Here is a 22,679-nt window from a genome sequence, read left to right as displayed (position 1 = left end):
AACTCTCCTGCGCGAGACTGGTCCAGGCACGCAAGTTACCCGGCTGACGGCAAGCGGTGCGTTGTCGTGGAATCTGCCCCTCGATACGTGCGGAGTTTACCGCGCCTGTGTTGCGCCGCCTTGTCGAGAGCCTTTGCTGGGCCCGTCATTGTTTTGGTGGGCAATAAGACTCAATCGTTTGGAAAGTTCCAGGGGCTGAGGCTGTTCAGGAGGTTAGGCATAATAGAAAGGCTGTCCTGCGCGGACCGCGTTACCCATAGCCGCCATCGCATTCGGCTCGTAGGCAGCGATCGCGAGAAGTTCCCAGGTAGGAGTTGGGACACGCCGCAGGCACAAACTAACGTGCCTTCGTCACCGCCCTATCGTGGTTTCGCGTAGTGAGGTTGCGCGAGCTACTCGCGCACGGTTACCCGCGATGTCGCTGAGACCTCGGCAATGGAATCAATATCGACAGTGACAAGACCGCATCCGTCGATACGAACGGTGACTTTGCCGTCCTCTAGATCGACGCGCGTGGCGAAACCACTGATTTCGACTTTCTGGCCTACCTTGGCCTTCTGCGGCGTGTCGATGGCAAGCGGGAAATTATAGGTCGGCACACTAACGCTCGAAACGCCGTCCTCCATCACCTTCAGGATGGTGGCCGATAGCGTGATCTCATCTCCGACTTTCGGTTTTCGCGCCATTCAAATCGCTCATGATCGTGATTGTGATTGAAACATGCAACTCAGCTGAAATGTTCCCGACCCTGCTCACTGCCATTGGATTAATCGAGTCATTGCTAAGTTTTACTCAAAATGCCATCGCTGGATGTCCCCTCAAGCCCCAGCAAGCCGACGCGGCCTGCGTCCCCAAAGGTTTAGAGCGTGCCGGCTTCCCTATCGCGCCAGCACACCTTGTGGGCTGCGCGAAGGCGTTCCACACCGGTCGGCCAAGCCCGTTCCCTCAAGGGCTAGAAGCCTCCGCACGACGACGACCAGTAGCTGAAGAGGACGAAAAGCCCCGCCATAGGAGCGAGCTGCGCCGAACTCTTGAAGCGGTCAAATCCATGAGGTTTAGACCCTCGTGGGTTGTATGGGAGCCGTCTGCATCAGGCTTGCCTAAGTGCGCGCCCTGGCCGTCATGAAACGTCAGGCGAGGCCGTCTCCGGTCAAGCTTTTCGCTAGCAAGACGTTGCTAAAATATACGTTATCCACGCCGGAACCAGGTGGTCAAGCGCACGTTGCTTCGTGCAGTCACGACAAGCTTGTTGACCTAAAGGAGGTTAAAATGAGCATGAAACTTCTCGTTGCTGCAATCGCGCTCGCATCGATGGGGGGTGTTGCGATGGCTGGTTCCACAACCGGCACATCCGCGCTCGACGATCCTGCCAAAATGTCGCCGTTCTTCACCGATGCCGGTATGAAGACATTGAGGTCCGAAAAGGATTTCAAGACCGCGTGGACGGCCATGAAACCCGACGAACGAACGGCGGTGTTGAAAGACTGTGGCGACACCACGCTTAACAAGGCGCATGCGGAATTTTGCGCAATGGCCAAGAAGATGGGCAGCTAAAATAGCGCTGCCAACCACCGAAGACGAACATTAAGTCCGGCTTCGGTGGCCGTGAATGGATGGCGTGCTTCGTCGGCGATTGCCCAACGCCTTTGTTCCTGCGTCGCTGTTCAAGCCGATTGAGTTGCGAGACTGATCGGCAGCATCACCATTGAGATGCGCGACAGGGCTCGCTGGGGTGTAAGAGCCGAAAGTGGATGAGCAGTTACCTGTTCCACGCGGTCGGACGCAGCCACCATGCTGATCGCAGCCTGACCATTTCGAAAGGATAGCGCCTCGACGACCTGCCTTGCCTCTGGGGCGGGAGATCTGGGTCTTCTCGGAACATTAGGCATTTAGCGAAGTTTGGTTGGACGGCTCGCTCTTGGGGCCAAAACGATGGCCAGGCGGGCTTTGGGAGGAAGCTATGATCGATGTCACGCCTTCGCTTCACGTCTGTCGCCGCCGGGCACTGCAAATTGGCCTGGGAGCAACCCTCGCTTCGACCATCGGCCTTGCTCCGGCTTCGCCTGCTTTTGCGCAGGATGGCGTCAAGGACGAAGACATTTTCCGCTTTGCACTCAACCTCGAATACATGGAGGCGGAATACTATCTTCGGGGTACCACAGGAAAAGGCATCGACGATTCAGATGCCGGTTCCAAGCCCGGCGATGTCGTTGGCGGCAAACAAGTTTCCTTCGAAACGCCCGCGCTCGGTGAATTCATGCGGGAAGTCGCGGAAAACGAACTTGCCCATGTTAGGTTTTATCGCAAGACGCTTGGGTCGGACGCCGTCGACCGGCCGGCAATCGATTTTGATGCCGGCTTTGCTGCAGTCGCGAAGGCTGCGGGCCTGAGTGCGGATTTCGACCCCTTTGGCAACCAGATGAATTTCGTGCTCGGCGGCATGCTGTTTGAGGATGTGGGTGTAACGGCCTACGCTGGAGCGACAACCGTTCTAAAGAACAAGCAGTTCCTGGCTGCTGCAGCTGGTATTCTCGCGGTCGAAGCTTACCACATGGGAATGGCGCGGTCTTCGCTCTATCGCATGGGCGAGAAGGCCTGGAAGGCTGCCAATGCCATTTCCGACGCGCGGGACAAGATCGACGGGCCTGACGACAAGGACCAAGGCATCTATGTCGACGGCAAAGCCAACTTCGTTCCTTCGACGCCAGACGCGATCGCCTTCACAAGAACACCGCAAGAGGTGCGGCGCATTGTCTATCTGACTGATCAACCCGGAGTGAGCAAGGGCGGTTTCTACCCAAACGGGATGAACGGAACGCTCAGGAGCACTTAAATGATGGAACCTGTCGGACACGCAGAACCTGATTGTCGTCGGCAGATATCCCCTTCATCTGTTTTCGTCCCCATGAGAATGCGATGAACGTCAGCAGCGAAGCGACGAAATCTCTGTGGGCTCTTGACGCCAGCTTGCCCACCGCTCCCCGTCTTGAGCAAAACGAGAAATGCGACGTGGCCGTGATTGGGGCTGGCATCGCCGGGATTTCGGTTGCCTACGAACTGGCGCTGGCGGGACGCAAAGTGGTGCTCGTGGATCGTGGACCCTTGCTCGGCGGCATGACCTCGCGCACGACCGCCCATCTGGCGCCCATCTGCGACGACGGGTTGAGCGCGCTGGTCGAGATGCGTGGCGAAGCTCTGGCGCGCGGCTTTCAGGCAAGCCAGCGAGCCGCGGTCGACCGGATCGAACAGCATGTCGCCAGCCTGGAAATCGACTGCGATTTCCGGCGACTGGAGGGGTTCCTTTTCCCCGCCGCATGGATGGACGAGAAGGACGCCGCCAGACGATGCAACGAAGAGTATGCGGCTGCTGCAAAGACGGGCGTCGAAGTCGAGCGTGGGAAGGGCGTGCCGCTCAAGGGTCATGAATCGGCGCCCGTCCTGCGCTATCCGGGCCAGGCCACTTTCCACCCGCTGAAGTACCTGCGCGCCCTGCTTGCTGATTTCAAGAAGCGAGGCGGCAAGGCCTTCGCCGACAGTGCCGTCGTCGAAATCAAGGAGGGGAAGCAAATTCGCCTCAAATGCGACAGCGGCTCAACCATCACGGCTTTGAACGCGGTGTTTGCAACCAACTCTCCGATCAACACTTGGGTCAAAATCCACAGCAAGATGGCGCCCTATCGCACCTATGCGATGGCTTTCGAGATCGCCGGGGGAATTCTCCCGGACGCGCTCTACTGGGATATGGACGACCCCTATTATTACGTCCGCCTCAGCCGCGGGTCTGGTAAGACCGACTGTCTCATTGCGGGCGGTCGCGATCATAGATCGGGCGAGACGGACGATGGCGAGGCGCGCTTTGCGGCGCTCGAGGCCTGGATCAGAGCGCTGGTGCCCGATCTTGGTGGGGAAAGAGCGAGATGGTCAGGTCAGGTTCTCGAAACCATTGATTATTGTGGCTTCATCGGCCGCAGCCCCGGCGACGGCAACGTCTTCATCGCCACCGGCGACTCCGGCCAGGGCATGACGCATGGTGCATTGGCCGGGCGCCTGATCCGCGATCTGATCGTCGACGGATCGAATCCCTGGGAAGCCGTCTATGCTCCCGACCGGACACCGCCAGCTGCCTTCACGCATTACATCAATGAGAACCTCACGACGGTGAAAAATCTCGCCGGTTACTTGCTACCCGGCCAGATCAAATCGGCCAGGGATCTCAAGCCCGGCGAAGGCGGCGTCCTTCAGGACGGCTTGAGTAAATTCGCCGTGTGCCGCGACCGCGCCGGCAAGTTGCACAGGCGGTCAGCCACTTGCACACATCTTGGCTGCATCGTGCACTGGAATTCCACCGAGCAATGCTGGGATTGCCCTTGCCATGGCTCGCAGTTCGCGCCGGACGGGACGGTACTTAACGGCCCAGCGACCCGATCTCTGGTTCAGCCGAAGTCATAATGCCAAACGTCAGAGGCGGATCAGCCGGACGGCATAAGCCAGCTTGTTGTGGCGTGCTCTTTTTGCTGGTGGACAAGCCGTGTTTCGCCTAATGGCACTGGGCTGCATGCCCCGCATTCTCGGGCAGCGAAGGCCCGGTATGTCGAGCCGGTTTTGTTCGAGCAATCCCTCGCTGGTCTGTTCGAAATTGCTCGTCCGATAGTAGCCGCATTTCGGATTGATCGGGGGCCTGGATTGCGAATGTAACCCTTGGCCCTTACCGACGGCGCATGGAAGAGCAGCTGGCGCCTTCGCTCGCACCCTTGCACGCCCTAAGACCAAGCAGACAGCGCCAGCGTTGGAGCCTTCGATGATGCTTATAGTCGGCACTGCGGCGGTTTTCGCCGCAAACCTCTTCCGTTCTTTCAGCGCACGATCCGCCGAAAGACCGCCGGTATGTCAGACAAGGTCACGATGCGCTGCCGTTGACCAGCGGCGTATGCATCCTAGTTGCAGTCATCCGCGTTCGAGAGGAACATTCCGTGCATCCTGGCCTCTGGATAGCATTCGTCGGAACGGTCATCGCACTGCAAGTGCCACCGGGGCCGGACAGCATGCTTGTGATGGCGCGCGGAATTGCGCAGGGCCGTGGAGTTGCGCTGTTCACTGTGCTCGGGATGACCGTCGGAGCGGGCATGGTGCAACTGCCCCTTATCGCGCTTGGCCTCACTACTCTCATTAGAGCTTCACCGCTCGCGTTCGCTGCGCTCCAATGGATGGGAGCGGCCTATCTCATTTGGCTCGGGCTTCGGCTGATTTTCACAGCCGCGCATGTCCCTGCCCAGCACGATGGGAGGTCGCCCGGGCACCTTGCGGCGGCAGGCGAAGGCATGATCGCCAATCTAATCAATCCTTGGCCCATCACTTTCATGGTTGCATTCCTGCCCCAGTTCGTGGACCCGCATGGAAGCTCGATTACGCTCCAACTCTTGTTGCTGGGCGCCACTCAGAAATTGTCGGGCGTACTCGTGTTAGGAACTTATGCCATGGCTTCGGGCAGCATAGGGACGTGGATCATGGCGCATCCCCGCGTAAGGCGGTGGCAGCAGCGGATCGCGGGCTTCTTCATTGTCGGCCTCGGGCTCCGAATGGCCTTTGGTGGTGGAGCAAGCCATTGAATCTAACGCTGTCGAATTGCGCCGGAGACCCTACAGGGGGAGGAACATCTTCTCTTCGCCTCGAATCTCTTGCGGGCCTCCTGAGCGGGCATGTTGCCTTCCACAGCAGACAAGCAGGTTTCCACCGCCTGTTTCCTTAGGGCCTTAGGGCCACGCCTCGTACACTTCAGGAGATGCTCGGAGGCACCTTCCGCATGACTGACCCGAAGCGGATGCCAGGTTTGTCTGTCCTGACGTAGACCGGAGGTTGAATCAATGCAGAGCCGTCAGGGCTCTCTGAGGACGAAGAGCACGAATTGATCGTGAAGCGTCGCTCGGTCCATGATGATCTCGACCAATTCCGGTCGGTCTCTCGTAGGACGGGCCCGGCCTTATGAACTGCGGCGATGGACAATGCTTGCCAACCGGGATGAAACGCATCGCCGCCTCGACCAACTCGTTGGCGGTGGCCACGGGCTCGCAAACTGCTTGAAGCCTCATCGCTCCTCCCCCCAAGGGAGAAACCTAAGTGGTCTATGGTTCACCAAACGAAGATCAAGTTTGGATGTATCAAGCCAAGAGGCCGGGTGAATAGGGACCGACGCGACCTCCGTCGCGTCTTTGCGTTTGCACTTACATTAGCTTTAGAGCACATTAAAGCAGCCGGTGAAGTACCCCGTACCGGTTAGGCTCGCGCCAGTCCCCCAGACCCCTCGACGCCGGGCCGCTCGGGTGACAAGGCACATTTCCGTTTTGCCTAGTCTCGCCGCCGCTTCTTGTCGCGCAAATTGAGAAGCTCGACCAGATCATCAGCCTCTTCGACAGGCATGTCGATCAACGGAACGCCCAACTCGACGGCAGGCATGCCGGTGAACACGTCGATGACGTCCCACGTGCCTTCAGGCGTTCTTTCCATGTCATATCGTCGCGTCATCGGGGCAGAGCGTTCAACGCTGCGTATCGTCCGGCTGGGCATCGGGTCCTTTTTCATCAAGTTCATCGGCCAATGAAGCAATGTTGGGGGGCAGCTCGGGCTCCACCTGCCAGTTTAAGAGCTTGCGCAGGTGCCGGCGCAGGATTTCCGTGCCAATCCAGCGCCGCACGATTTCGGCAATAGCCTTCTGCCTTGATCGATCAAGTTCTGGCATGTTCGGAACTCTCGGAACTTCGTTTACACGCCGAACTCACCCACCATGGAATGGTTCCTGCCGCTGAAACATTGCCGCTACCGCTACCCTTGGCGCCGGTCGTTCGTCGATTTCACATCGAAGACAGGTGACGCAGCCTTTTTGCGGAATGGTGGGAAGTCTGGGTTGTCGAAGCGCGCGTTACTGTTTTGCATTGCATGGTCGAGCTCGCCGCCAACCAAGATGACAATGGAAGAAATCCAGATCCAAATCAGGAAACCGATGATCCCGCCGAGCGAACCATAGGTTTCATTATAGTTTCCGAAATTGCCCGCATACCAGGAGAACAGAAACGATCCGACCAGCCAGCCGAGTGCCGCGACGGCGCTGCCCCAACTTATCCAGCGCCATGGCGCTCTCTGCCGGCTCGGACCGAAACGATAGAGGAGGGCGAAGCCGAGCGCGACGATTGCAAGCACCACAGGCCAGCGCAGAATTCGGATGAGCAGGTCCGTCGCCCCAGACAGTCCGACGAACGACAACAGGATTGGGACCGCCACGGCAGCGCCGATTGCCAGTAGCCCCAGGACGATCCCGCCCATCGTGAAGGCCAAAGAAACCGCATTGATGCGGAAGAAGCCGCGTTTCTCCTTCTCGCCATAAATTATATTAAGGGCATCGAAGAGTGCCTTAACGCCGGCGTTGGCACTCCACAGCGAGGCGGCAAGACCGATTATGAATGCCAGCCCAAGAGTTCCGCTTCGCTGCGAGGCGATGTGCTGCATCTGGTTGCGGATAACTTCCAGTGCCCCGGCGGGTAGCAAGCCTGAGATGCGGTCGAAGTGTGAGGCAATAGTCTGCGGATCGGCGAACAATCCGTAGACGGCGACCAGTGCGGCAATGGCAGGGAAAATGGCAAGGATGGTGTAAAAAGCGATTCCCGCAGCAATGGCAAGCACGCGGTGTTCTGTGATGCCCGTCTTAACGCGAAGAAGGATGTTCCTCCAACTTGCGAACGAGCTTGCCGAAGAATTAGTGAGGCGCTGCTGGCCAGCGTCACTGTTTTCCTCATGCACCGGCGTAGCAGCTGGAGCGGCGTATCGACGTGGTGAGAATCCGAACGCCAGCAGAACCAGAGTAGCCGCAGGAACCCAAAATGGAGTGAAATCCCTCTTGTGAAGGGAGCGGTTCTCCGGCTGGCCGGTGGCAGTCGTTGTCATCACCCTGCTTTGTCGTGCTCTTCGTTCGCCTGCGGTGTGCGCGCGGTGTTTTCTCTTGAGGCTGCTTTGTTGGCCGTGTCTGGCTCTGCCGCTGCCGCGGGCACGGCCGGCCTTGCTGGCTCCTTTCCTTCTTCTTTTGTCTTAGCGGCAACCTCTTTCTCGCCGGACGGAGTGGGTTGTTCAGTACCATCTCCGGACTGGCGATGTCGGCCGGGTTCCGGACTGCGTGGGTCTTCTGTCGCACCGCCTGGTTTATCGCGTATCAGGTGATCTTCCACTTCCGAGGGCGGCAAAGCCGCACCGATTGCCGCGCCGACTGCCAGGCCGATGCCCGCCAGGACAAGCGGCTCATTGCGGCAGAAATTCAGCAGGCTCTGAGTGGTCGATGCGAGGCCATGGCCGAGGCTTCGTGCCGAACCGCCGATCGCCATCGCTGTTCGGCTGGTGCTGTCGGCCACCGCGTCATAAGTCGAGGATGCCGTCCTTGAGACAGATGCTGCCGCCGATTGAGCATTCTCCCCAGCGGCTGCGCCCAGGCGCCCAGCTGCATCCCTAATTTGGGAACCGGCCGCCGCACCAGCTTCCGTGACTGAGTCGGCGACGGCCCCAATCTTGTCACTCATCCGGTCCAGGTCGCTGCCTTCGGGCTTGGGGCGTGCGCCAATGTCGGCGGCTCTGCCGTTTGCCGGGCCAGCGCACATCAGCCAAGCGATTCCGGCTCCGATTAAGGTGACGGGCAGCGGATTTCTTGCCATCTGATGGCGCAGGCCACGATAGAATTCACCGGCATCGCCTCGACCGGCGTAGTCGCTGAACTGATCCAGAATTTGGCCAGGCGTGACGCTGGCCCTCAGTTCGTCAAGTGTGTCCACGAGCTGCGAGCGTGTCCGCTCCGTCTCGCGCTCAAGCTGCTCTGTGTAAGTCATGGCGATGCCTCGCTTGTTCTTTTGCAACGGATGCGTCCCGCTGAAGCTGGTGAATGGTCTTGTCGGGCATCATCGTTTTGATTTTGAGCCGGTTCATGCCCACGAGAAGGAAGATGAGACCCAACACCAAAGCTATGCCGCCCACGATCAGGGCGGATGCGGCGGCTGTGGTTCCAAGTGCCGGCGCCAAAGCGGCGACGCCGGCCTGAAACAGTATGACCAGCGCCGGAATGAGCAGCACAGCGCCGCCAATCACAAGGCTCAATCCGGCCGTAGCACGGCCTATGTTCTCCGAAATCTCGCTGCGGGCAAGTTGTCCTTCTTTTCGAAGCAGGGTCGTGAACTGCAACACGACATCCGAGAATATGTCCGGAATGGACCGGCTATGTCCGAGAGTTGTCATTTTCTTCTCCTGTCAGGGGTGCGTTCCGCCGTGCTTCTGAGGGCCGGGAGACCTCTTCAGAACCCGCGCGAGAGTGATCCCTGCCAGAATGGCTCCGCCGAAGAACGCCGCAGGCTGAGTGTGTGCGAAATCGCCAAGGTCTTTAACCAGATCCTCGACTCTGCGCTTACGCAGTGCAGCGGCTGTGCCTTCCAGACGTGACGCGGCGTCGTGAACGTAGTCAGCACTTCGTGGAAATTGCTTCTCCAGCTCATTTGCAGCGCTATGGATCGCGTCAGCCATCTCGTCGATCCGCCCGGCGCCAGCTTCCTTCTGTTGCTCCGCCGCTTGGCGTGCATGCTCTTTCATCTCATTGGCCTGGACCATGTTAGTCTTCCTCGGTTCGGTCGTCGCCCTCGGCGACGACCGGTTTATTACGTTGAGCTTAACTACGATCGGGAAATTGAGTTCCGGCCGACTGGAAAAAGTCATTGGCCGTTGCCGGACAGCAGTTCACTCAGGGGACTCGGCGGCTCTGCAGTCGCACTTGAGAGGCGCTGCTAACCACTGGTCGAGGGAACCGCGTCTCAACCAATGGAGCGTCCGAAAGCAAGTTGACCGGCCCTCTCACGCGCTGCGCCTCCTGAACCACGGCTGAACGCCACCTTCAGCATTGGTTCGAATTGCATCTCCTAAAACGAAGCCGTTCAAACTCGCGGTCCCGTCCGCCAAAGGAGACGCTCTCATGATCCGCAATTCTTTCACCGCAACCGCGCTCGCCGCTCTTATCGGCATTGCCGTCGCTGCCCCGGCCATGGCCAACGACGTGAGCATCGAGCAGTATGGCTGGTCCAATTCGGCTGGTGGCGCCCAGAACGGCTTCAAGAACCGTATCCGGGTTTACCAGGACGGCCGCTTCAACACGGCAATCGGCCAGCAGCGCGGCCGCCATAACCTTTCGGCCATTGGCCAGCAGGGGATCGGCAACTACGGCGCCACCTATCAAAATGGCAATCGCAACGTCGCAGGCGTCGCCCAGTTCGGCTCCAATCACACCACCATCCTGACCCAGGACGGCAACGGCAACATTGCTGCCGGCGTGCAGGTTGGCCGCGGCTGCAATGCCAATGTCAGCCAAGGCGGCAGCGGCAATGTCGCCGCTTTCGTTCAGGCCTGCCCATAAGCAGCACCGGCTGGGCGGCCGCGGAAACAGTCCGCGGCCCACGAATGCCAAGGAGACGAACCATGCCAAGCATCGTCAAACTTCCCCGTAGCGTCATGACCGCATTCGCCCTGCTTCTGATCCCGGCCGGCGCTTTGGCGACCATGGCCACCGCCGGCCAGTCGCTCGGGCCGGTGCGCTGCGAGATCCGGGCTACCCAGGAAGGCGGCATGGTCTCGCTGGAGGCGCTCGTCCATGCCGACAAAAGCGTCAGCGGCACCTATTCCTTCCATGTTGAAAGTGCCGCTCGCACCGGCGGCACCAATATCGAGCAGGATGGCGCCTTCAGCACAGCGCCCGGCAAGCCAGCTACGCTCGGCGCTGTCACGCTCGACGCGAAGGGCGGCGTCTATGACGCCAGGCTCGAGCTGACGGTCGATGGCAAGAGCATCAGCTGCGCCGAGCGGCTCGGCGGCGCGACCTGATCGGATCGCCAGATTTACGAAAAGGGCGTCGGCAATCGACGCCCTTTTTCTATGTACGTCAGGCCGGGAGAAAAAATGACTGAACGACAGCTGAACGAAGGATTCCGGGAGGGTTCAGCCACCAAATGAGAAGGTTGGCCAAGACCGGAGCAGCCGGAAAATGGAGACCAAGATGACCCGGAATACATTGAAAACTCTTGCCGCCGTTCTCGTTGCCGGCAGCATCGGCCAGGCGGCGCTGTCCGCACCGGCTTACGCCGGCGGCTGGGTTTCGGTGACATTTGCCCCCGGCAACGTCCGCGACGCTGGCGCCCTGGCGACTGGACTGCGCTTCTATTCGCTGTATCGCGGCGTGCATGGTGCCAGCATTCGTCAGTCCGGACACGGAAACGCAGCTGGCATCGGACAAAACGGTCGCGGCAATCTGGGCATCATCCAGCAGGAGGGCAATGGCCACTCCGCCACGCTGCAGCAGAATGGCAATGACAACGCTTACGGCATTTTCCAGTTCGGTAGGACCACCGACGCCAACGTCGGGCAGAACGGCAATGGCGGTGGCGGTGCCACCTTCAGCTACGGCTGGTAACTGCCGGCGACGAGCCATGAAATTTAGGGTTCCCGCTGGGAACGACGTATAAAGCGAGCAAATTTAGAAATGTAATGGCCGATTGCGTGGAACGCCCGTATAAAAGAATGAGAGAGAAGTCGGGACAGCCGAAGTGCGTCAATCGTAAAAGATCTGCTGAAGCGCAAAGGCTGATCAGGACCGGTATAGTGCGAAACACAATCCCGAAAATTTGTGGGAAATGGAAGAAAACCCGAAACCAGATTTCTTCCGCAGCTGCATTTGCATTCCTGCCCCAATCATGCGGCCTCGCGCTTCCGCCTATTTCCAGACAGAGCCTAGGCAAAACCGCCTATTGTGGTCGGGCCGAATTTCAAACTGACCCACTACCCAGCCTTGCGCTCCAATGACAACACGGCTATATATCTGGATATAAGCACGGAGGCACGCGATGAGCAACAGTGCGCAGAAGAGAGCGATCGACAATTATCGGTCCCGCCTGACCGAGCGTGGCATCGCGCGGTTTGAAATCCAGGCGCTCGACGCCGACCGCGATCTACTCAGGAGCCTTGCCCGGAAGTTGACGGAGGAGGGGCCGGAAGCTGGCCGGCTTCGCCGGACCATACAGCAGGCAGTAGCGGGTGAACCTCCGAAAACGGGCGGTATTCTCGCCGCATTGCGTCGCTCGCCTCTGGTTGGTGCCGATCTCGACCTCAGCCGGCCGCGAGAAGAGGGGCGTAAGGTCGACCTGTGAGGCGCTACCTCCTCGATACCAATATCATCAGCAATGCCATAAAGCAGGAGCCTTCAGAATCGCTGCTGGCCTGGATGGGAACGCAGAACGACGATGACCTCTTCATCGCTTCGCTAACCGTTGCGGAAATTCGCCGCGGTATTCTGGAGAAGCCGCGCGGTAAGAAACGTGACGCACTGGACAAGTGGTTCTCTGGGTCGGAAGGGCCGCAGGCTCTGTTTGCCGGCCGCATCCTATCGTTCGACGACAAATCGGGGCTGATTTGGGCGCAACTGATGGCAGAAGGGAAAGCGGCCGGCCGGCCGCGTAGCGCGCTCGACATGATCGTCGCCGCCGTCGCCAGTGCGAATGACTGCGTGGTCGTGACGGATAACGAAAAGGACTTCGCCGGACTTCAGATCGTCAACCCGATACGCGGAACGGTCTGATGCAGCGGCGGATCAAGGAATGCATGATGTCTTCGCTGATGCCGTCGGCGAAGTAGCCCTGCTCGGTGTCGCCATTTTGGCGAACGGCAGGACGGCGATGGAATGCTTTGCCGGCGTTGACCCTGCCGGCCGGCTCGTCGAGGGTTCCGACATAGCGATCGCCTTGGTCCCGGCGCTGCCGACTTGCAGCGAATAGACCACGATCGGCTCGGCGAAATTATTGAGTTGTGTGCTGTGGAGATCGCGGACCGAGAGGTCGAGCGTTGCCTTGACCTGCCGATAGGCATCCTCGGAAAGGCAGATGGCGCCGGGCGCCGCCACGCCCGCAGCACACGGCATCCAGACTGCGGAACCAACCAGCGCCCCATCGCCGGCCACTTGATCGCCCGGCCGTTGTACACGGTGATGATCGAGCTCTCGCTCGGCCGCCGCCTCTGGATATGGCATTGCAAGGTCGCCACCGTGCCTGGCGCCGGGCCCGATTCCCTCGCGAATGGCTTTCTCGGAGGGGCGCAAATACCATTACCACAGCCGGTTGTCGGGGGAATGGTTTCGGGGACCATCGTTGCCGGATATGACGCAAGAGCCCGAAACCACTCGAAATTGCGATGCAACTCAGGCCGCCATTGTCAGCATTTCTATCCCGTGCTGCTGCATTGCCGCGCCGATCCGCGCGAAGTCGGGCTGCGTCTGCGGCTCGGCCGTGCCGATGTCGCGGAAGAAGACGACCATAGAAGTTTCTATGAGCACGAGCATCCGCACCGGGTGGCTGCTGTCGTTTGAGTAATTATGCGGCTCTCTGGGACCGATACGCACCGAGGTTCCGGGGCTCGCGACCGTCACCTCGGGCGGGCCGCCCTCGGCAAAGTGGCGGACCGTGAGGTCGCCCTCGATTACATAAAATTGTTCGGGCGACGCGTGGCTGTGCGGCGGGGTGCCGGAGCCCGGCGGGACCTCGACCTCAATGAGTTCGAGGTTCGAGCCCACAAGGCCTCCCAGGAAGCGGATGCGATCGGCAACGACCCAGAGGGTCTGGCCGTCGTAGGGGTTGGTGACGTCAATTTTCATTACCTGTCTCTTTCATTTGCGATGTAACGTCCGCTGGAGAGTGGCCCGAGGTGACTGCGGACAGTATCACCTCAATTGCCCAGGATGCGGTCTCGCCAGCCTCGGTTCCGGTGAGACCGCCGTAGTCTTTCAGGACCTCCCAGGCAGAGGCCGAGAAGAGAAGATGGACTAGCGACTTGATTTTCTCGGCCTCGGCGGGCGGAAGGGAGGCGATGGCGGGAGCAAGTGCGTGAGCGAAATTGGCACGCCGCTTCGCCACCGTGCCTGTACGCATCTCGCGGCCGGTCCGGGAGTGTAGCGAGGAGCGGATCGCCGCTTCGTGTGTGTCGAACTTTGGGAACGCTTGTCGTGGGCCATCGACGAGGTCTTTTAGACTCTCAGGTGTCGCCGAGACACCTATCCGGGCATTCAGCCAAGGCCAGAAGGTGGCCAACAGGTCGTCCTTAGTCGCGAAGTGGCGAAACACGGTCCGCCGCTGCACTCCGGCCCTCAACGCGATGGCTTCCGTGCTGATCTCGTCCGCGGCGCTCGCCGAATCCATCAGTTCAAACAGTGCGATAAGGATCGCCTCGCGTGTCTCACGCGCTTTTTCCTCGCGCACGGGGCTGTTGTATGCACGGACACTAGACATGCGGCTCGTTCCAAATTTCACGACACTGCCTGTGTCATTAAATTTGACCCCTGTCAATTGATGGCACCATATGTGTCCTTAAATATCGCAGGAGTCTGTGAGTGGCTGGATTCCCAACGCCGGCCGAATGCGTTTGAGTCCCCGCCAGGCCAGTGCAACACAAGCCGCCGCGCGCCATCACGCCCACTGACGTGAAGGCGGCCACCGCTCGATTATTGGGTTGGGACCTTTGCCCTTCGTGGCGTAGTTTCATCCCGAGCTGGTCGCGCCTGCCGGCGATGCGGTCGAGATTTCCTCGGTGAGCTTGCCCCATTGTTCTTTCACCTTGCCTTTGACCTGCTTCCAATTTCTTTCGACGCGGTTCAGTCCATGGTGGCGAACTCCTTCGTTTCTCTCGTGGAAAAACGGTCGTATGGCCGTGGGGTTCAGCTACAACGCCGAAGAAGCGACGACCTCGATTGGAAGTCGATTTTCAATCAGTCTCGATGGAACATTAACAGTCCCTAAGGGTTGTGCGTGCGGCAGGTGCCCTCCATCGCCTGCTGAAGATCGGTGTTCTCTGATCGGCCCGCGCTCTCACAGAGGGCGCGGGCTTCAATTGCACAGGCGATGGTCGGAACCTACGTCGTCAGACCATAAGGCGCTGGCCATGGCAAAGGAGAACGGTGCCAAGGTGCGGGTCGAGGAGGTGAAGAAGCGGTAAGGCCCGTCTGGCGAGGCAACGGGAGTTCGCTAATAGTTACATTGACGGTATCGAGCAATATCTCGTGCTTGGACATTCCTGGGGAGCTCGGGCAGCCCTCGTGCCGGCCCGCAGGCATGCTCCACCCTGGCCGTGGTGCTGCTCTCCGGCTATCCGGCTCCGCGGCTCGATCTTGCGCTGGCCGCACTCCCGGCCCTACCGGTGATCGGCACCGCTCTCCGTCACACCTGCTGCCGCTGCTTGTGAGGCTGGCCTGGCCTTGGGCGAAATGTTGGCCGCAGGCCTGTTGTCGAAGGCTAGCGAGAAGAATATCGCCGAGCCGACCGGCATCGTGGCCGGATCTGGAGACCGGCTGTTCGACGCGCAAGCGGATGCACCACGCCTGCATGGAGAGATCAGTGGGTCTCTCCTTGAGATCGTTTCGGGCTTCGGCCACAGGGTTCGTAAGGGCGCCGCGGGTGGTGTTCGCGATAGTGGGCAAGATTGCAGGGCTCGTCGCCACAGCTCGAGACCGCCCGACGTATCGAGGGGGAGACGAGCGCCGCTTTCACAAAAATGGCATTCAAAAGACATGAGTGATCAACGTCCCGCCGACATGCAGTCCGTCCTTCGCCAGAACATACAGACTCTGGTCGACCACAGACGGCAACAGGAGGAAAACCAAGGCGTTCAGGTGCGAGTTGCTGGCGCCGTTTCGCGCTTCGCGGGAAGCATGACTTTTGTCTATTTGCATCTCGCAATTCTTGTAGCCTGGATTCTGGCGAACCTTGGCGCTATACCATCCATCCCAGCTTGGGACCCCACTTTTGTGATCCTGGCCATGGTCGCCTCCGTCGAGGCAATCTTCTTGTCCACTTTCGTGCTGATCAATCAGAACAGAATGGCTGAACACAGCGAGCACCGAGCGGAACTGGACTTGCAGATCAGCCTTCTCAACGAGCATGAAACCACGCGACTGATCGAGATGGTGGCTGCTTTGACGGCGCGTCTGAATGTCTCGACCCCCGCCGACAACGAGCTGCCGCAACTGGCAGAGAATATCGATCCCCAACATGTGATGAACCAAATTCAGCAAGCTTCTGGAGATCAGGGCAAAGGTTGAGCAAAACGAGGTCGCCGCCGCGAGTGATGCAGCCAGAGCATAGATGCGACGCGCATTGGCTACAATTCCGGACTGGGCTTCAGGCCCACCATCCTCTCTCCTTTGTACCATTCAACTACGATTTCGCCCAACCAAGTCAGTTATTAATAAGAAAAAGCACCGCACAAAGCCCAAGTTGCACCACAGCATGCCTCGGGAATTTGAGATCGGTGACGAGGTCGCGCTGACCAGTACGGTGATCACGATTCTCCCCAGCGGACGCGCTAGAGTAAGCATTTCTCACGGTTCTGTGGCCGATCCACAATGGCCTGCTACGCTACTCAGGCTTTGATGTGCTGCCACCCTTTGTCGCCTACATGCCGGGCCGCGTCGGCGACGATGGCCGCAAGGCCACCTGGAGGCCTACCGAAAGAGGCTCGAAGAAATCAACGACACGCCGCGATTATTCTTCCACGCCGCCGATGAGTACGGCAAGGACGAACGGCTGAAGCCTAGTGTGCTCGCACTCTCAGGTGTGCAGCGCAACGTTGATGCCGCCCGCCCGCTGGAAGGCCTTGTTTGTCGTCGACAGCTATAGATCACCAGTAAGACCGCATCGATGATCGAACGTCCGGTAAATGGGGTCCCTCACCTTTATCCAGCCGCGGAGCATCGCGGGGGCTGCTTCGCGCTGCCGGTGAGGTCGACAAAACGAAGAGCCAGAGGAGATTTGAAGCCCGCGAGAGCGGAAACAGCAAACCTCATCAAGGGTCGTCGTCTTGGTCGGCCTGACGATACCGGAAGTGATTGCGGGTGATCGTTAAAGTAGCGACCCTTGGCGAAAGCGGCTCGAAATGCAGCAAAGGCAGGCGGCACGTCCTCGAACTCGTAGCGTTTGCCGCTGGCCACAAACCATACAGACAGGATTCTGCTGTTCGGATCATGTTCCGTTTTGCGTATCGAGCTCGAAGGCATGAGCAGACTTTACACAATCCGCCCGCGTCACCAGTGGATGACGCGGGCCAGTCAGACTCGCGGCTCAGCGACTGATCAACAACCTTCCGTCGTCTTTTTCATCTGCCCTGGAGCAGCGGTCTTGGCGGCGGTATCCTGTTGCCCCGGAGCGGCCTGCTTTGCGCTGCCGGTCTGTTGACCGGGGGCGCAGGGCCTCGCCGAGTTCGGATTGGTCCCACCGGTGATGGTCGAGTCAGTGCCTTGATCATTGGTGCTCGGCATCGTTGTGGTGGTAGTCGTCGTGGACGATCCACTGGTGCTCGACTGAGCAAAGGCAAGGCCCGTTGACAAAGCCACCATGGCTAATGCGAAAAGAAGCCGTTTCATCTCGTGGTCTCCTGTCCGAAAAAATGCCCTTCAATTATCAAACAGCGAAATGAGAGCACGGTTCCTCCGGTGAAAAACAATCTGTCTGGCTAAATACGTTGCGAAGGCCATCTTCGGCAGGTGGACGCCGACGATCCTCGACCGCAACTTCGGAGTCATGCAGCGCGTCTCGCCAGGCTGAAAAGCAAGCAGCGCACCGGCGATGATGTCGAGCGTCGAACCTGATCATCCAGCAGTGTCGCTAGCGCCCCAACCTGCAAGTTCGAGGCCGGATCTTACTCGTTCCCGATCCTGGACACCCTCGAAGCGAAAATCTGCGACGATCGCCTGCACGGTCACCCACACGTCGCGCGGGCGGCCCGCAAGCAGCCGCCGGCGGATGTCAAGGTAGTCGTGATCCTCCAGGCTGCGCTGCCCCGCGCCGGGCCGGCGTCGTCGATCTTGCGATCGATCTTGGCGACGAGGTCTTCGATAAGGGCGATTTTCATGACCGTTCTCAGGTTAGTGTCCCGCAAGCATCGCAGCGGCAGGGCCCCGCGTCCTGAACGGGTGCTGATATTGTGCTGAAAATCGAATGTGGATGGCGCCCGCAACGATGATGTTGCGCCTATTTTGGAAAGCCTTGCTTGAGCTCGATTCGGGTGCCGTGAATCGGGCTTGTGTCGACGTTGCGATCGGCATGTGCCGGTTGGGCCGGCAGTTTCAGGATCAGCGGCATCTCGAAGGTAGCGGGAAGCGGCAAGACGATTTCCTTGCCTTCGCCATCGGAGGCGCATGCCAGCCGATCGATGATGAAGATTGACGGCCAGCGATGATGATGGCTCCGTCTCGCCAGGCGCGACTGTGACTGAAAGCATGCGGATCATGTCGTCTTCGTAAAGCACCTGGTGGTTGTCCGCCGCGGCCCAATTCCGCCGTCCTACGGCGGGGCGGAGCCTGCATAGGCGATTGTACGGAAGCTTGTTTGGGGTGTCCGATCAAGCCCGCCGCTAAAGCACCCTGTGCATTTGAGAAATGCTGCAACGCGCAATGTGAATGCAACATCCCCAGCCACTCCAAACTTATTCATAGGGGATATTAAGGCGGGGCCAAACCGAGTGTCGCACGCACTTGAAATCTCGAACGTCACTATCATGTTTGATGCGACAGATGACACAGGAGGTGCATATGGCGACTACGGCGGATAAGGTCGTTACTGAAGCGAGAGGCGGTGGTCTCCAAAGGGTGGAGGCATTGCTCGGCGGGTCTCTTATATTGTCGCGTCGATTGACCAGTGCCCTTGACGCGCATGATCTGCTGCTACTCGGTCTGCCGGGCTCGGCGCTAAACCACCTCGTCGGACAACTGGTCTTCATCAACAAGACAACATCGCTCGAAAAGGCGGTTGGCATGAGCCTGCGAACCTGGCAGCGACGCAAAGACGCTCCATCCAAGCCTCTTAGCCAGGAGCAGAGCGGACGGACTTGGAAATTCGCAGAGATCCTGGCGAAGGCGACGGATGTCCTCGGCACGCAGGCGGAAGCCGAACAATGGTTGGAGCGTCCGGCGATCGGTCTCGACCAGCGCCGTCCGATCGATCTGCTGGGCACTCCCGCCGGCGTGGAACTGGTCGAAGATTATCTCGAGCGGCTTGAATACGGCGTCTATGCATGACGGCTCTGCCGATAGCGCTCGGAGGAACGGAACTCATTGCGTGGCGACTCGACCAGCCCGTCTATGCCGCGACATGGAATAGTGGCGAAGGTGCGTTTCAGGAAGCTTTTGCCCTCGACACAAGGCTGCATCCCCCGGTCAGCAAATAACATCGGGGTGGGCGCGACCTTGCCTGGTTTTCGCCGGACAAGTTGGTGAAGCGGCGCGTCTCGCGATCGGCGGTATGCAACCCATGAGATACGATGGGTTCGGAAACTGGCCTCAACGGGAGTAACTGTTGGAATAATCCCGAGTGGGCAGCTTGGGTGAGCTTTGCGTTTCTCCCAGACGACGCCCCGGAACGGTAGTTCGGCGACATCAGCTCTACCAGCGGATCACCCCCAAAAATGCTGAATTTAAAGACTGATTTCTCAGGGTGCCATTCTATTTGCAATTTGCCGTCAGTTTAGCTGATCGCGGCGACGATCCAGCGTCGAGGCCGCCAGCGACTTTAGCCCGCCGATATCCAAGTCGACCGTCCAGTTGGCTCAGCTGAGAATGGCACCCGCTAGTAGTACCGTGATGAGAATTGACAACGGAACGGCTAGAAGACCGCACATCTCAAGGGTTTTGGTGTTTAGCTCCATCTTCGTCGCCTCGCGTCGTTGGCGTTGTCATTTTGACGCTAACGGGAAGTCATTGGAAGTGGTTCCGCGCGAGGCAGTCAGAGATGCAGTCCCTGCTGCATATTAGCAACACCTTGACGACCCTGGCTGGCTGGAAGCCCCATCGGCGTGCGTTTCCGTTGTCCGCTGCCCTACGGCGAATCACGGAGCTATGCATTGGGATCATGTCGGCCTCTTTGGCTGCTCAGATTGCAAAGCCGGCGGCCGCGATCTCCGAACCGGCTCGCCGACATTGTGCAATCTGATGGCGCCCTTGGGAAAATGACAAGCTGAACAATTAGTCCCGGCGGCCGAAACCTGTCCTATCTGTCAGGCGAATTCGGCGACAACAAACCTCCAGTCAAAACACCGTGGGAACGCAAATCCCATGTCCATTTTTGGCTTATGCGCCGGTCAGTCGCGGGTTGCCGGCCATCAGCTCGGTCGCCTTTCGTGCTCGGTGCTCATGCCCTTTCAATGCGCCCGAGGCAAGACGCGCGCAAGTCCGCCGCGCCTCAAGGCATAGCTGAGTCTTAACGGCGTCAGGTGGCGGCGGACTACGCTTTGGCTTTCCGCTTCGCAGCTGCCTTCTTGGCTGGTGCGGCGGGTTCAGACTTGCGGCCAAGCCCGATGGATTTCGCAAGTTGCGAGCGCTGAGCTGCGTAATTCGGAGCCGTCATCGGATAGTCGTGCGGCAAGTTCCATTTAGCGCGATAGGCGTCAGGCGTCAGGCCGAAATCCGTGCTGAGGTGCCGTTTCAGGGATTTGAACTTCTTGCCGTCCTCGAGGCAGATAATGAAGTCCGGCGTCACCGACTTCTTTGGATTAACCGCAGGAGTTTGCGGCTCGACGGCAGGCGCGACCGCCGTGCCAAGTCCGGCCAACGAAGCATGAACCGATGCTATCACGTCCGGCAAGCCGGTCACCGGCAACGGGTTGTTGCTGACATATGCTGAGACAATGTCGGCGGTTAACTCAGCTAGTTCGGCAGCGCTGTTATCAGTTTGGTTGGTCATCGGTTGGTCCTTTTGTCTGATTTATCCGCTCTTTATTGGTTGATGATCAATGACGCAACCGAGTTGCACCGGGTTTACCCGCTGAAACAGGGACTGGGCGAAACGCCTATTGATACCAACCAGATGCAACCTGGCATATGCAGCTTACTGAACCCTCAAGGCAAAATGGCCATGCTGAACCGCAGCGAAGACCTTAAGCACCTTCTCGGCACACGCATGTTCCACTTTTCGTCCATTTTCTTTTACTCGACAAGCCGCTCAAGGCTTCGTTCACGGCGCCTTCAGATCCGCGAGCTGGATCACCATGATCGGCGTTGTAGGCAGCGAGACTTGCGTTGTCGACAGCCCTGGAGACATCGTGGACTCTAGACCCTCTGGGTTGAAAAGCCGGAATGAGGGACTTTACATCGGCCACATCTTAGAGGATGCTGAAATATGCCATAGCATCTGTGGCACTCTTAGACTTCCGCGCATCGTGGATCGCCTGAAAACAACCTGTTTTCACGCGAAAGGGACGTTGGGCGCCACTCTACTTTTGAGCGTCTGAACAAGTTGGTACCAGGACACCGCCAGCAGCGTGCCCACAACTATCGCCTTGATGCACGCCGTCCGGCCATCTCCGTCGTCATCGCCGCGCTGGTCGCAGTCGCCGTAAGCACGCTCACCCAGAAGGGAGACTCAAGACTAAACCAGGTGAGGAAGATGCGACGCGCCGCAAAGGAGACGTTGATATCATAAGGGAAGGAAAGGCCATGAGACGTGCAACAGGGCTAGTCGTCACCAACAATGTCGACGATTCATCACTCTTACGCATCGACATCGGAGCAACCTTGGACCACGCTTGCAGCGGCCACTTGGAAGAGTTCGGATGGAACTCAAAGCCAGTCGACTTCTGTACTATTGCTGGCGCCGCTGGACCGTGAACGCTGGTCTATCGGAAGGAACCGTAAAATGACAAGATTTCTGGTTGCCGATGCCGCAGACAACTTCCAATTTTGGCCCAACCTCCTGCTCATGAAAGCATTCGGCTGCAGCTGCGCATTTCTCGCCGTTCTGTTGCTCACAACAGGTCCCACCTTCGCAGCGGATTCCTCCGTCGTCGCGCCTGGTGCGAAGTTGGAAAAATTGGGCGAAGGTTATGGATTCACCGAAGGTCCGGCAGCGGATGTTGATGGCAACGTGTTCTTCACCGACGACCCCAACAATCGGATCGTTAAGTGGAGCGCGGCAGACGGGAAATTCTCCGACTGGCTCAAGCCAGCGGGACGCGCGAATGGAACTTACTTCGACAAGGGCGGCAATCTCATCGCCGTCGCCCCCGATAAGGGCGAACTATGGTCCATTGCGCCCGACAAGAAGGTTACGGTGCTGGTGACGAACTTCGACGGCAAGGTGTTCAACGGCCCGAATGACTTGTGGATTCGTCCGGACGGCGGCATCTATTTTACCGACCCTGATTTCGATTCATATCACGATCGCAACACGCGGGTGGACGGCCAAAACGTCTACTTCGTCACGCCCGACCGCAAGACCGTTACGCGTGTCACGAACGACCTGAAGAAGCCCAACGGCATCATTGGCACGCCCGACGGCAAGTTGCTTTACGTGGCAGACTACGGCGCGAGTAGGACCTATGCCTACGATATCCAGCCCGATGGCGGGCTCACGAACAAACGCGTCTTCTGCAAACTCGGTTCTGACGGCATGACCATTGACTCTAACGGCAACGTCTATCTCACCCAGATTGGTGTGGCTGTATTCGATAAAATGGGAAAGAGGATCGAACAAATCGATGTGCCCGAGACGACGACAAATGTGACCTTTGGTGGCAAAGATAACGACCTGCTCTTTATCACTGCGACCGGAAGCGTTTACGGTCTCAAGATGAAGGTGAAGGGGGCCCGCTGA

The 22,679-nt window shown here is 58.9% G+C and carries 26 protein-coding genes and 3 pseudogenes; 14 read left to right on the top strand and 15 right to left on the bottom strand.

Going from position 1 to position 22,679, the window contains the following annotated elements; genetic code table 11:
* Positions 1 to 392: 392 nt before the first annotated feature.
* The gene (locus NKJ90_RS10150) at positions 393 to 686 is read right to left on the bottom strand and encodes a hypothetical protein (RefSeq protein ID WP_352486062.1); all 294 of its coding nucleotides are present in this window, start codon (positions 684 to 686) and stop codon (positions 393 to 395) included.
* Positions 687 to 1,269: 583 nt separating this feature from the next.
* Between NKJ90_RS10150 and NKJ90_RS10145 the strand changes: the two genes are divergently transcribed.
* The 4 genes from NKJ90_RS10145 (at position 1,270) to NKJ90_RS10130 (ending at position 5,606) form a co-directional block, all read left to right on the top strand.
* Positions 1,270 to 1,554 (top strand): hypothetical protein, encoded by a 285-nt coding sequence (locus NKJ90_RS10145; protein WP_023758508.1) that lies wholly within the window; start codon positions 1,270 to 1,272, stop codon positions 1,552 to 1,554.
* Positions 1,555 to 1,960: 406 nt separating this feature from the next.
* Positions 1,961 to 2,833, top strand: coding sequence for a ferritin-like domain-containing protein (locus tag NKJ90_RS10140; protein ID WP_352486061.1), 873 nt, complete (start codon positions 1,961 to 1,963; stop codon positions 2,831 to 2,833).
* A gap of 83 nt (positions 2,834 to 2,916) precedes the next feature.
* Positions 2,917 to 4,449, top strand: coding sequence for an FAD-dependent oxidoreductase (locus NKJ90_RS10135; RefSeq protein ID WP_352486060.1), 1,533 nt, complete (start codon positions 2,917 to 2,919; stop codon positions 4,447 to 4,449).
* Between the two features lie 464 nt (positions 4,450 to 4,913).
* Complete coding sequence (locus NKJ90_RS10130) at positions 4,914 to 5,606, top strand: LysE family translocator (protein ID WP_352486059.1); 693 nt, start codon at positions 4,914 to 4,916, stop codon at positions 5,604 to 5,606.
* Between the two features lie 736 nt (positions 5,607 to 6,342).
* Here the strand turns inward: NKJ90_RS10130 and NKJ90_RS10125 are convergent.
* From NKJ90_RS10125 to NKJ90_RS10100, 6 genes are all read right to left on the bottom strand, one after another.
* Positions 6,343 to 6,501 (bottom strand): hypothetical protein, encoded by a 159-nt coding sequence (locus tag NKJ90_RS10125; protein ID WP_198032214.1) that lies wholly within the window; start codon positions 6,499 to 6,501, stop codon positions 6,343 to 6,345.
* A 31-nt stretch (positions 6,502 to 6,532) separates the two neighbouring features.
* Positions 6,533 to 6,733 carry a hypothetical protein gene (locus NKJ90_RS10120; protein WP_031259929.1) on the bottom strand — a complete coding sequence of 67 codons (201 nt, stop codon included), beginning with the start codon at positions 6,731 to 6,733 and terminating at the stop codon, positions 6,533 to 6,535.
* A gap of 83 nt (positions 6,734 to 6,816) precedes the next feature.
* Entirely contained in the window at positions 6,817 to 7,932 is a 1,116-nt protein-coding gene (locus tag NKJ90_RS10115; RefSeq protein WP_352486058.1) for a YihY/virulence factor BrkB family protein, read from the bottom strand.
* Positions 7,932 to 8,858 carry a DUF3618 domain-containing protein gene (locus tag NKJ90_RS10110; protein WP_352486057.1) on the bottom strand — a complete coding sequence of 309 codons (927 nt, stop codon included), beginning with the start codon at positions 8,856 to 8,858 and terminating at the stop codon, positions 7,932 to 7,934. Before NKJ90_RS10110 ends, NKJ90_RS10115 begins: the two co-directional genes overlap by 1 nt.
* Positions 8,836 to 9,261, bottom strand: a complete 426-nt coding sequence (locus NKJ90_RS10105; RefSeq protein ID WP_352486056.1) for a phage holin family protein — start codon at positions 9,259 to 9,261, stop codon at positions 8,836 to 8,838. The genes NKJ90_RS10110 and NKJ90_RS10105 overlap by 23 nt, the downstream gene beginning before the upstream one ends.
* A 12-nt stretch (positions 9,262 to 9,273) precedes the next feature.
* Positions 9,274 to 9,627: a hypothetical protein gene (locus tag NKJ90_RS10100; RefSeq protein WP_352486055.1), complete on the bottom strand. Its 354-nt coding sequence runs from the start codon at positions 9,625 to 9,627 to the stop codon at positions 9,274 to 9,276.
* Between the two features lie 358 nt (positions 9,628 to 9,985).
* Between NKJ90_RS10100 and NKJ90_RS10095 the strand changes: the two genes are divergently transcribed.
* From NKJ90_RS10095 to NKJ90_RS10075, 5 genes are all read left to right on the top strand, one after another.
* Positions 9,986 to 10,423, top strand: a complete 438-nt coding sequence (locus NKJ90_RS10095) for a curlin (protein WP_352486054.1) — start codon at positions 9,986 to 9,988, stop codon at positions 10,421 to 10,423.
* Between the two features lie 62 nt (positions 10,424 to 10,485).
* Positions 10,486 to 10,887 carry a curli-like amyloid fiber formation chaperone CsgH gene (gene csgH, locus NKJ90_RS10090; protein WP_352486053.1) on the top strand — a complete coding sequence of 134 codons (402 nt, stop codon included), beginning with the start codon at positions 10,486 to 10,488 and terminating at the stop codon, positions 10,885 to 10,887.
* A 172-nt stretch (positions 10,888 to 11,059) separates the two neighbouring features.
* Positions 11,060 to 11,473, top strand: a complete 414-nt coding sequence (locus NKJ90_RS10085) for a curlin repeat-containing protein (protein ID WP_352486052.1) — start codon at positions 11,060 to 11,062, stop codon at positions 11,471 to 11,473.
* 430 nt (positions 11,474 to 11,903) lie between these two features.
* Positions 11,904 to 12,206, top strand: a complete 303-nt coding sequence (locus tag NKJ90_RS10080) for a hypothetical protein (RefSeq protein WP_352486051.1) — start codon at positions 11,904 to 11,906, stop codon at positions 12,204 to 12,206.
* Entirely contained in the window at positions 12,203 to 12,634 is a 432-nt protein-coding gene (locus NKJ90_RS10075; protein WP_352486050.1) for a PIN domain-containing protein, read from the top strand. The genes NKJ90_RS10080 and NKJ90_RS10075 overlap by 4 nt, the downstream gene beginning before the upstream one ends.
* A 13-nt stretch (positions 12,635 to 12,647) precedes the next feature.
* Here the strand turns inward: NKJ90_RS10075 and NKJ90_RS10070 are convergent.
* From NKJ90_RS10070 to NKJ90_RS10055, 4 genes and pseudogenes are all read right to left on the bottom strand, one after another.
* Positions 12,648 to 12,958, bottom strand: a pseudogene (locus tag NKJ90_RS10070) (adenylate/guanylate cyclase domain-containing protein); the annotation flags it as partial.
* Between the two features lie 291 nt (positions 12,959 to 13,249).
* Complete coding sequence (locus NKJ90_RS10065; protein ID WP_023758521.1) at positions 13,250 to 13,702, bottom strand: cupin domain-containing protein; 453 nt, start codon at positions 13,700 to 13,702, stop codon at positions 13,250 to 13,252.
* A complete protein-coding gene (locus NKJ90_RS10060; RefSeq protein ID WP_352486049.1) occupies positions 13,692 to 14,333 on the bottom strand; it encodes a TetR/AcrR family transcriptional regulator in 642 nt (213 codons plus the stop codon). Before NKJ90_RS10060 ends, NKJ90_RS10065 begins: the two co-directional genes overlap by 11 nt.
* A gap of 241 nt (positions 14,334 to 14,574) precedes the next feature.
* Positions 14,575 to 14,699 (bottom strand): annotated as a pseudogene (locus NKJ90_RS10055) (CsbD family protein); the annotation flags it as partial.
* A gap of 605 nt (positions 14,700 to 15,304) precedes the next feature.
* Here NKJ90_RS10055 and NKJ90_RS10050 point away from each other — a divergent pair.
* Entirely contained in the window at positions 15,305 to 16,138 is an 834-nt protein-coding gene (locus NKJ90_RS10050; RefSeq protein WP_352486078.1) for a DUF1003 domain-containing protein, read from the top strand.
* Between the two features lie 633 nt (positions 16,139 to 16,771).
* On the opposite strand, the gene NKJ90_RS10045 is transcribed toward NKJ90_RS10050, so the two are convergent.
* The 3 genes from NKJ90_RS10045 to NKJ90_RS10035 form a co-directional block, all read right to left on the bottom strand.
* On the bottom strand, positions 16,772 to 17,092 hold the full coding sequence (locus tag NKJ90_RS10045; RefSeq protein WP_352486048.1) for a KTSC domain-containing protein: 321 nt from the start codon (positions 17,090 to 17,092) through the stop codon (positions 16,772 to 16,774).
* A gap of 75 nt (positions 17,093 to 17,167) precedes the next feature.
* Positions 17,168 to 17,458 carry a hypothetical protein gene (locus NKJ90_RS10040; RefSeq protein WP_352486047.1) on the bottom strand — a complete coding sequence of 97 codons (291 nt, stop codon included), beginning with the start codon at positions 17,456 to 17,458 and terminating at the stop codon, positions 17,168 to 17,170.
* Positions 17,459 to 17,793: 335 nt separating this feature from the next.
* A complete protein-coding gene (locus tag NKJ90_RS10035; protein WP_352486046.1) occupies positions 17,794 to 17,946 on the bottom strand; it encodes a hypothetical protein in 153 nt (50 codons plus the stop codon).
* Between the two features lie 86 nt (positions 17,947 to 18,032).
* Here NKJ90_RS10035 and NKJ90_RS10030 point away from each other — a divergent pair, with 86 nt between their 5' ends.
* From NKJ90_RS10030 to NKJ90_RS10020, 3 genes and pseudogenes are all read left to right on the top strand, one after another.
* Positions 18,033 to 18,260, top strand: a complete 228-nt coding sequence (locus tag NKJ90_RS10030) for a hypothetical protein (RefSeq protein WP_352486045.1) — start codon at positions 18,033 to 18,035, stop codon at positions 18,258 to 18,260.
* A 365-nt stretch (positions 18,261 to 18,625) separates the two neighbouring features.
* Positions 18,626 to 19,111 (top strand): type II RES/Xre toxin-antitoxin system antitoxin, encoded by a 486-nt coding sequence (parS, locus tag NKJ90_RS10025; protein ID WP_352486044.1) that lies wholly within the window; start codon positions 18,626 to 18,628, stop codon positions 19,109 to 19,111.
* Positions 19,108 to 19,212 (top strand): annotated as a pseudogene (locus NKJ90_RS10020) (RES domain-containing protein); the annotation flags it as partial. The gene parS and the pseudogene NKJ90_RS10020, both read left to right, overlap by 4 nt.
* A 1,100-nt stretch (positions 19,213 to 20,312) precedes the next feature.
* Here the strand turns inward: NKJ90_RS10020 and NKJ90_RS10015 are convergent.
* Positions 20,313 to 20,771, bottom strand: a complete 459-nt coding sequence (locus NKJ90_RS10015; protein WP_023758530.1) for a Ros/MucR family transcriptional regulator — start codon at positions 20,769 to 20,771, stop codon at positions 20,313 to 20,315.
* 951 nt (positions 20,772 to 21,722) lie between these two features.
* Between NKJ90_RS10015 and NKJ90_RS10010 the strand changes: the two genes are divergently transcribed.
* Positions 21,723 to 22,679 (top strand): SMP-30/gluconolactonase/LRE family protein, encoded by a 957-nt coding sequence (locus tag NKJ90_RS10010; protein ID WP_352486043.1) that lies wholly within the window; start codon positions 21,723 to 21,725, stop codon positions 22,677 to 22,679.

Origin of the sequence: Mesorhizobium sp. M0051, assembly GCF_040323235.1 — a bacterium.
In the GTDB taxonomy this organism is placed as follows: Bacteria; Pseudomonadota; Alphaproteobacteria; order Rhizobiales; family Rhizobiaceae; genus Mesorhizobium.
Note: the sequence above shows the minus strand (reverse complement) of the source record. Positions and strands in the feature narration are given on the sequence as shown.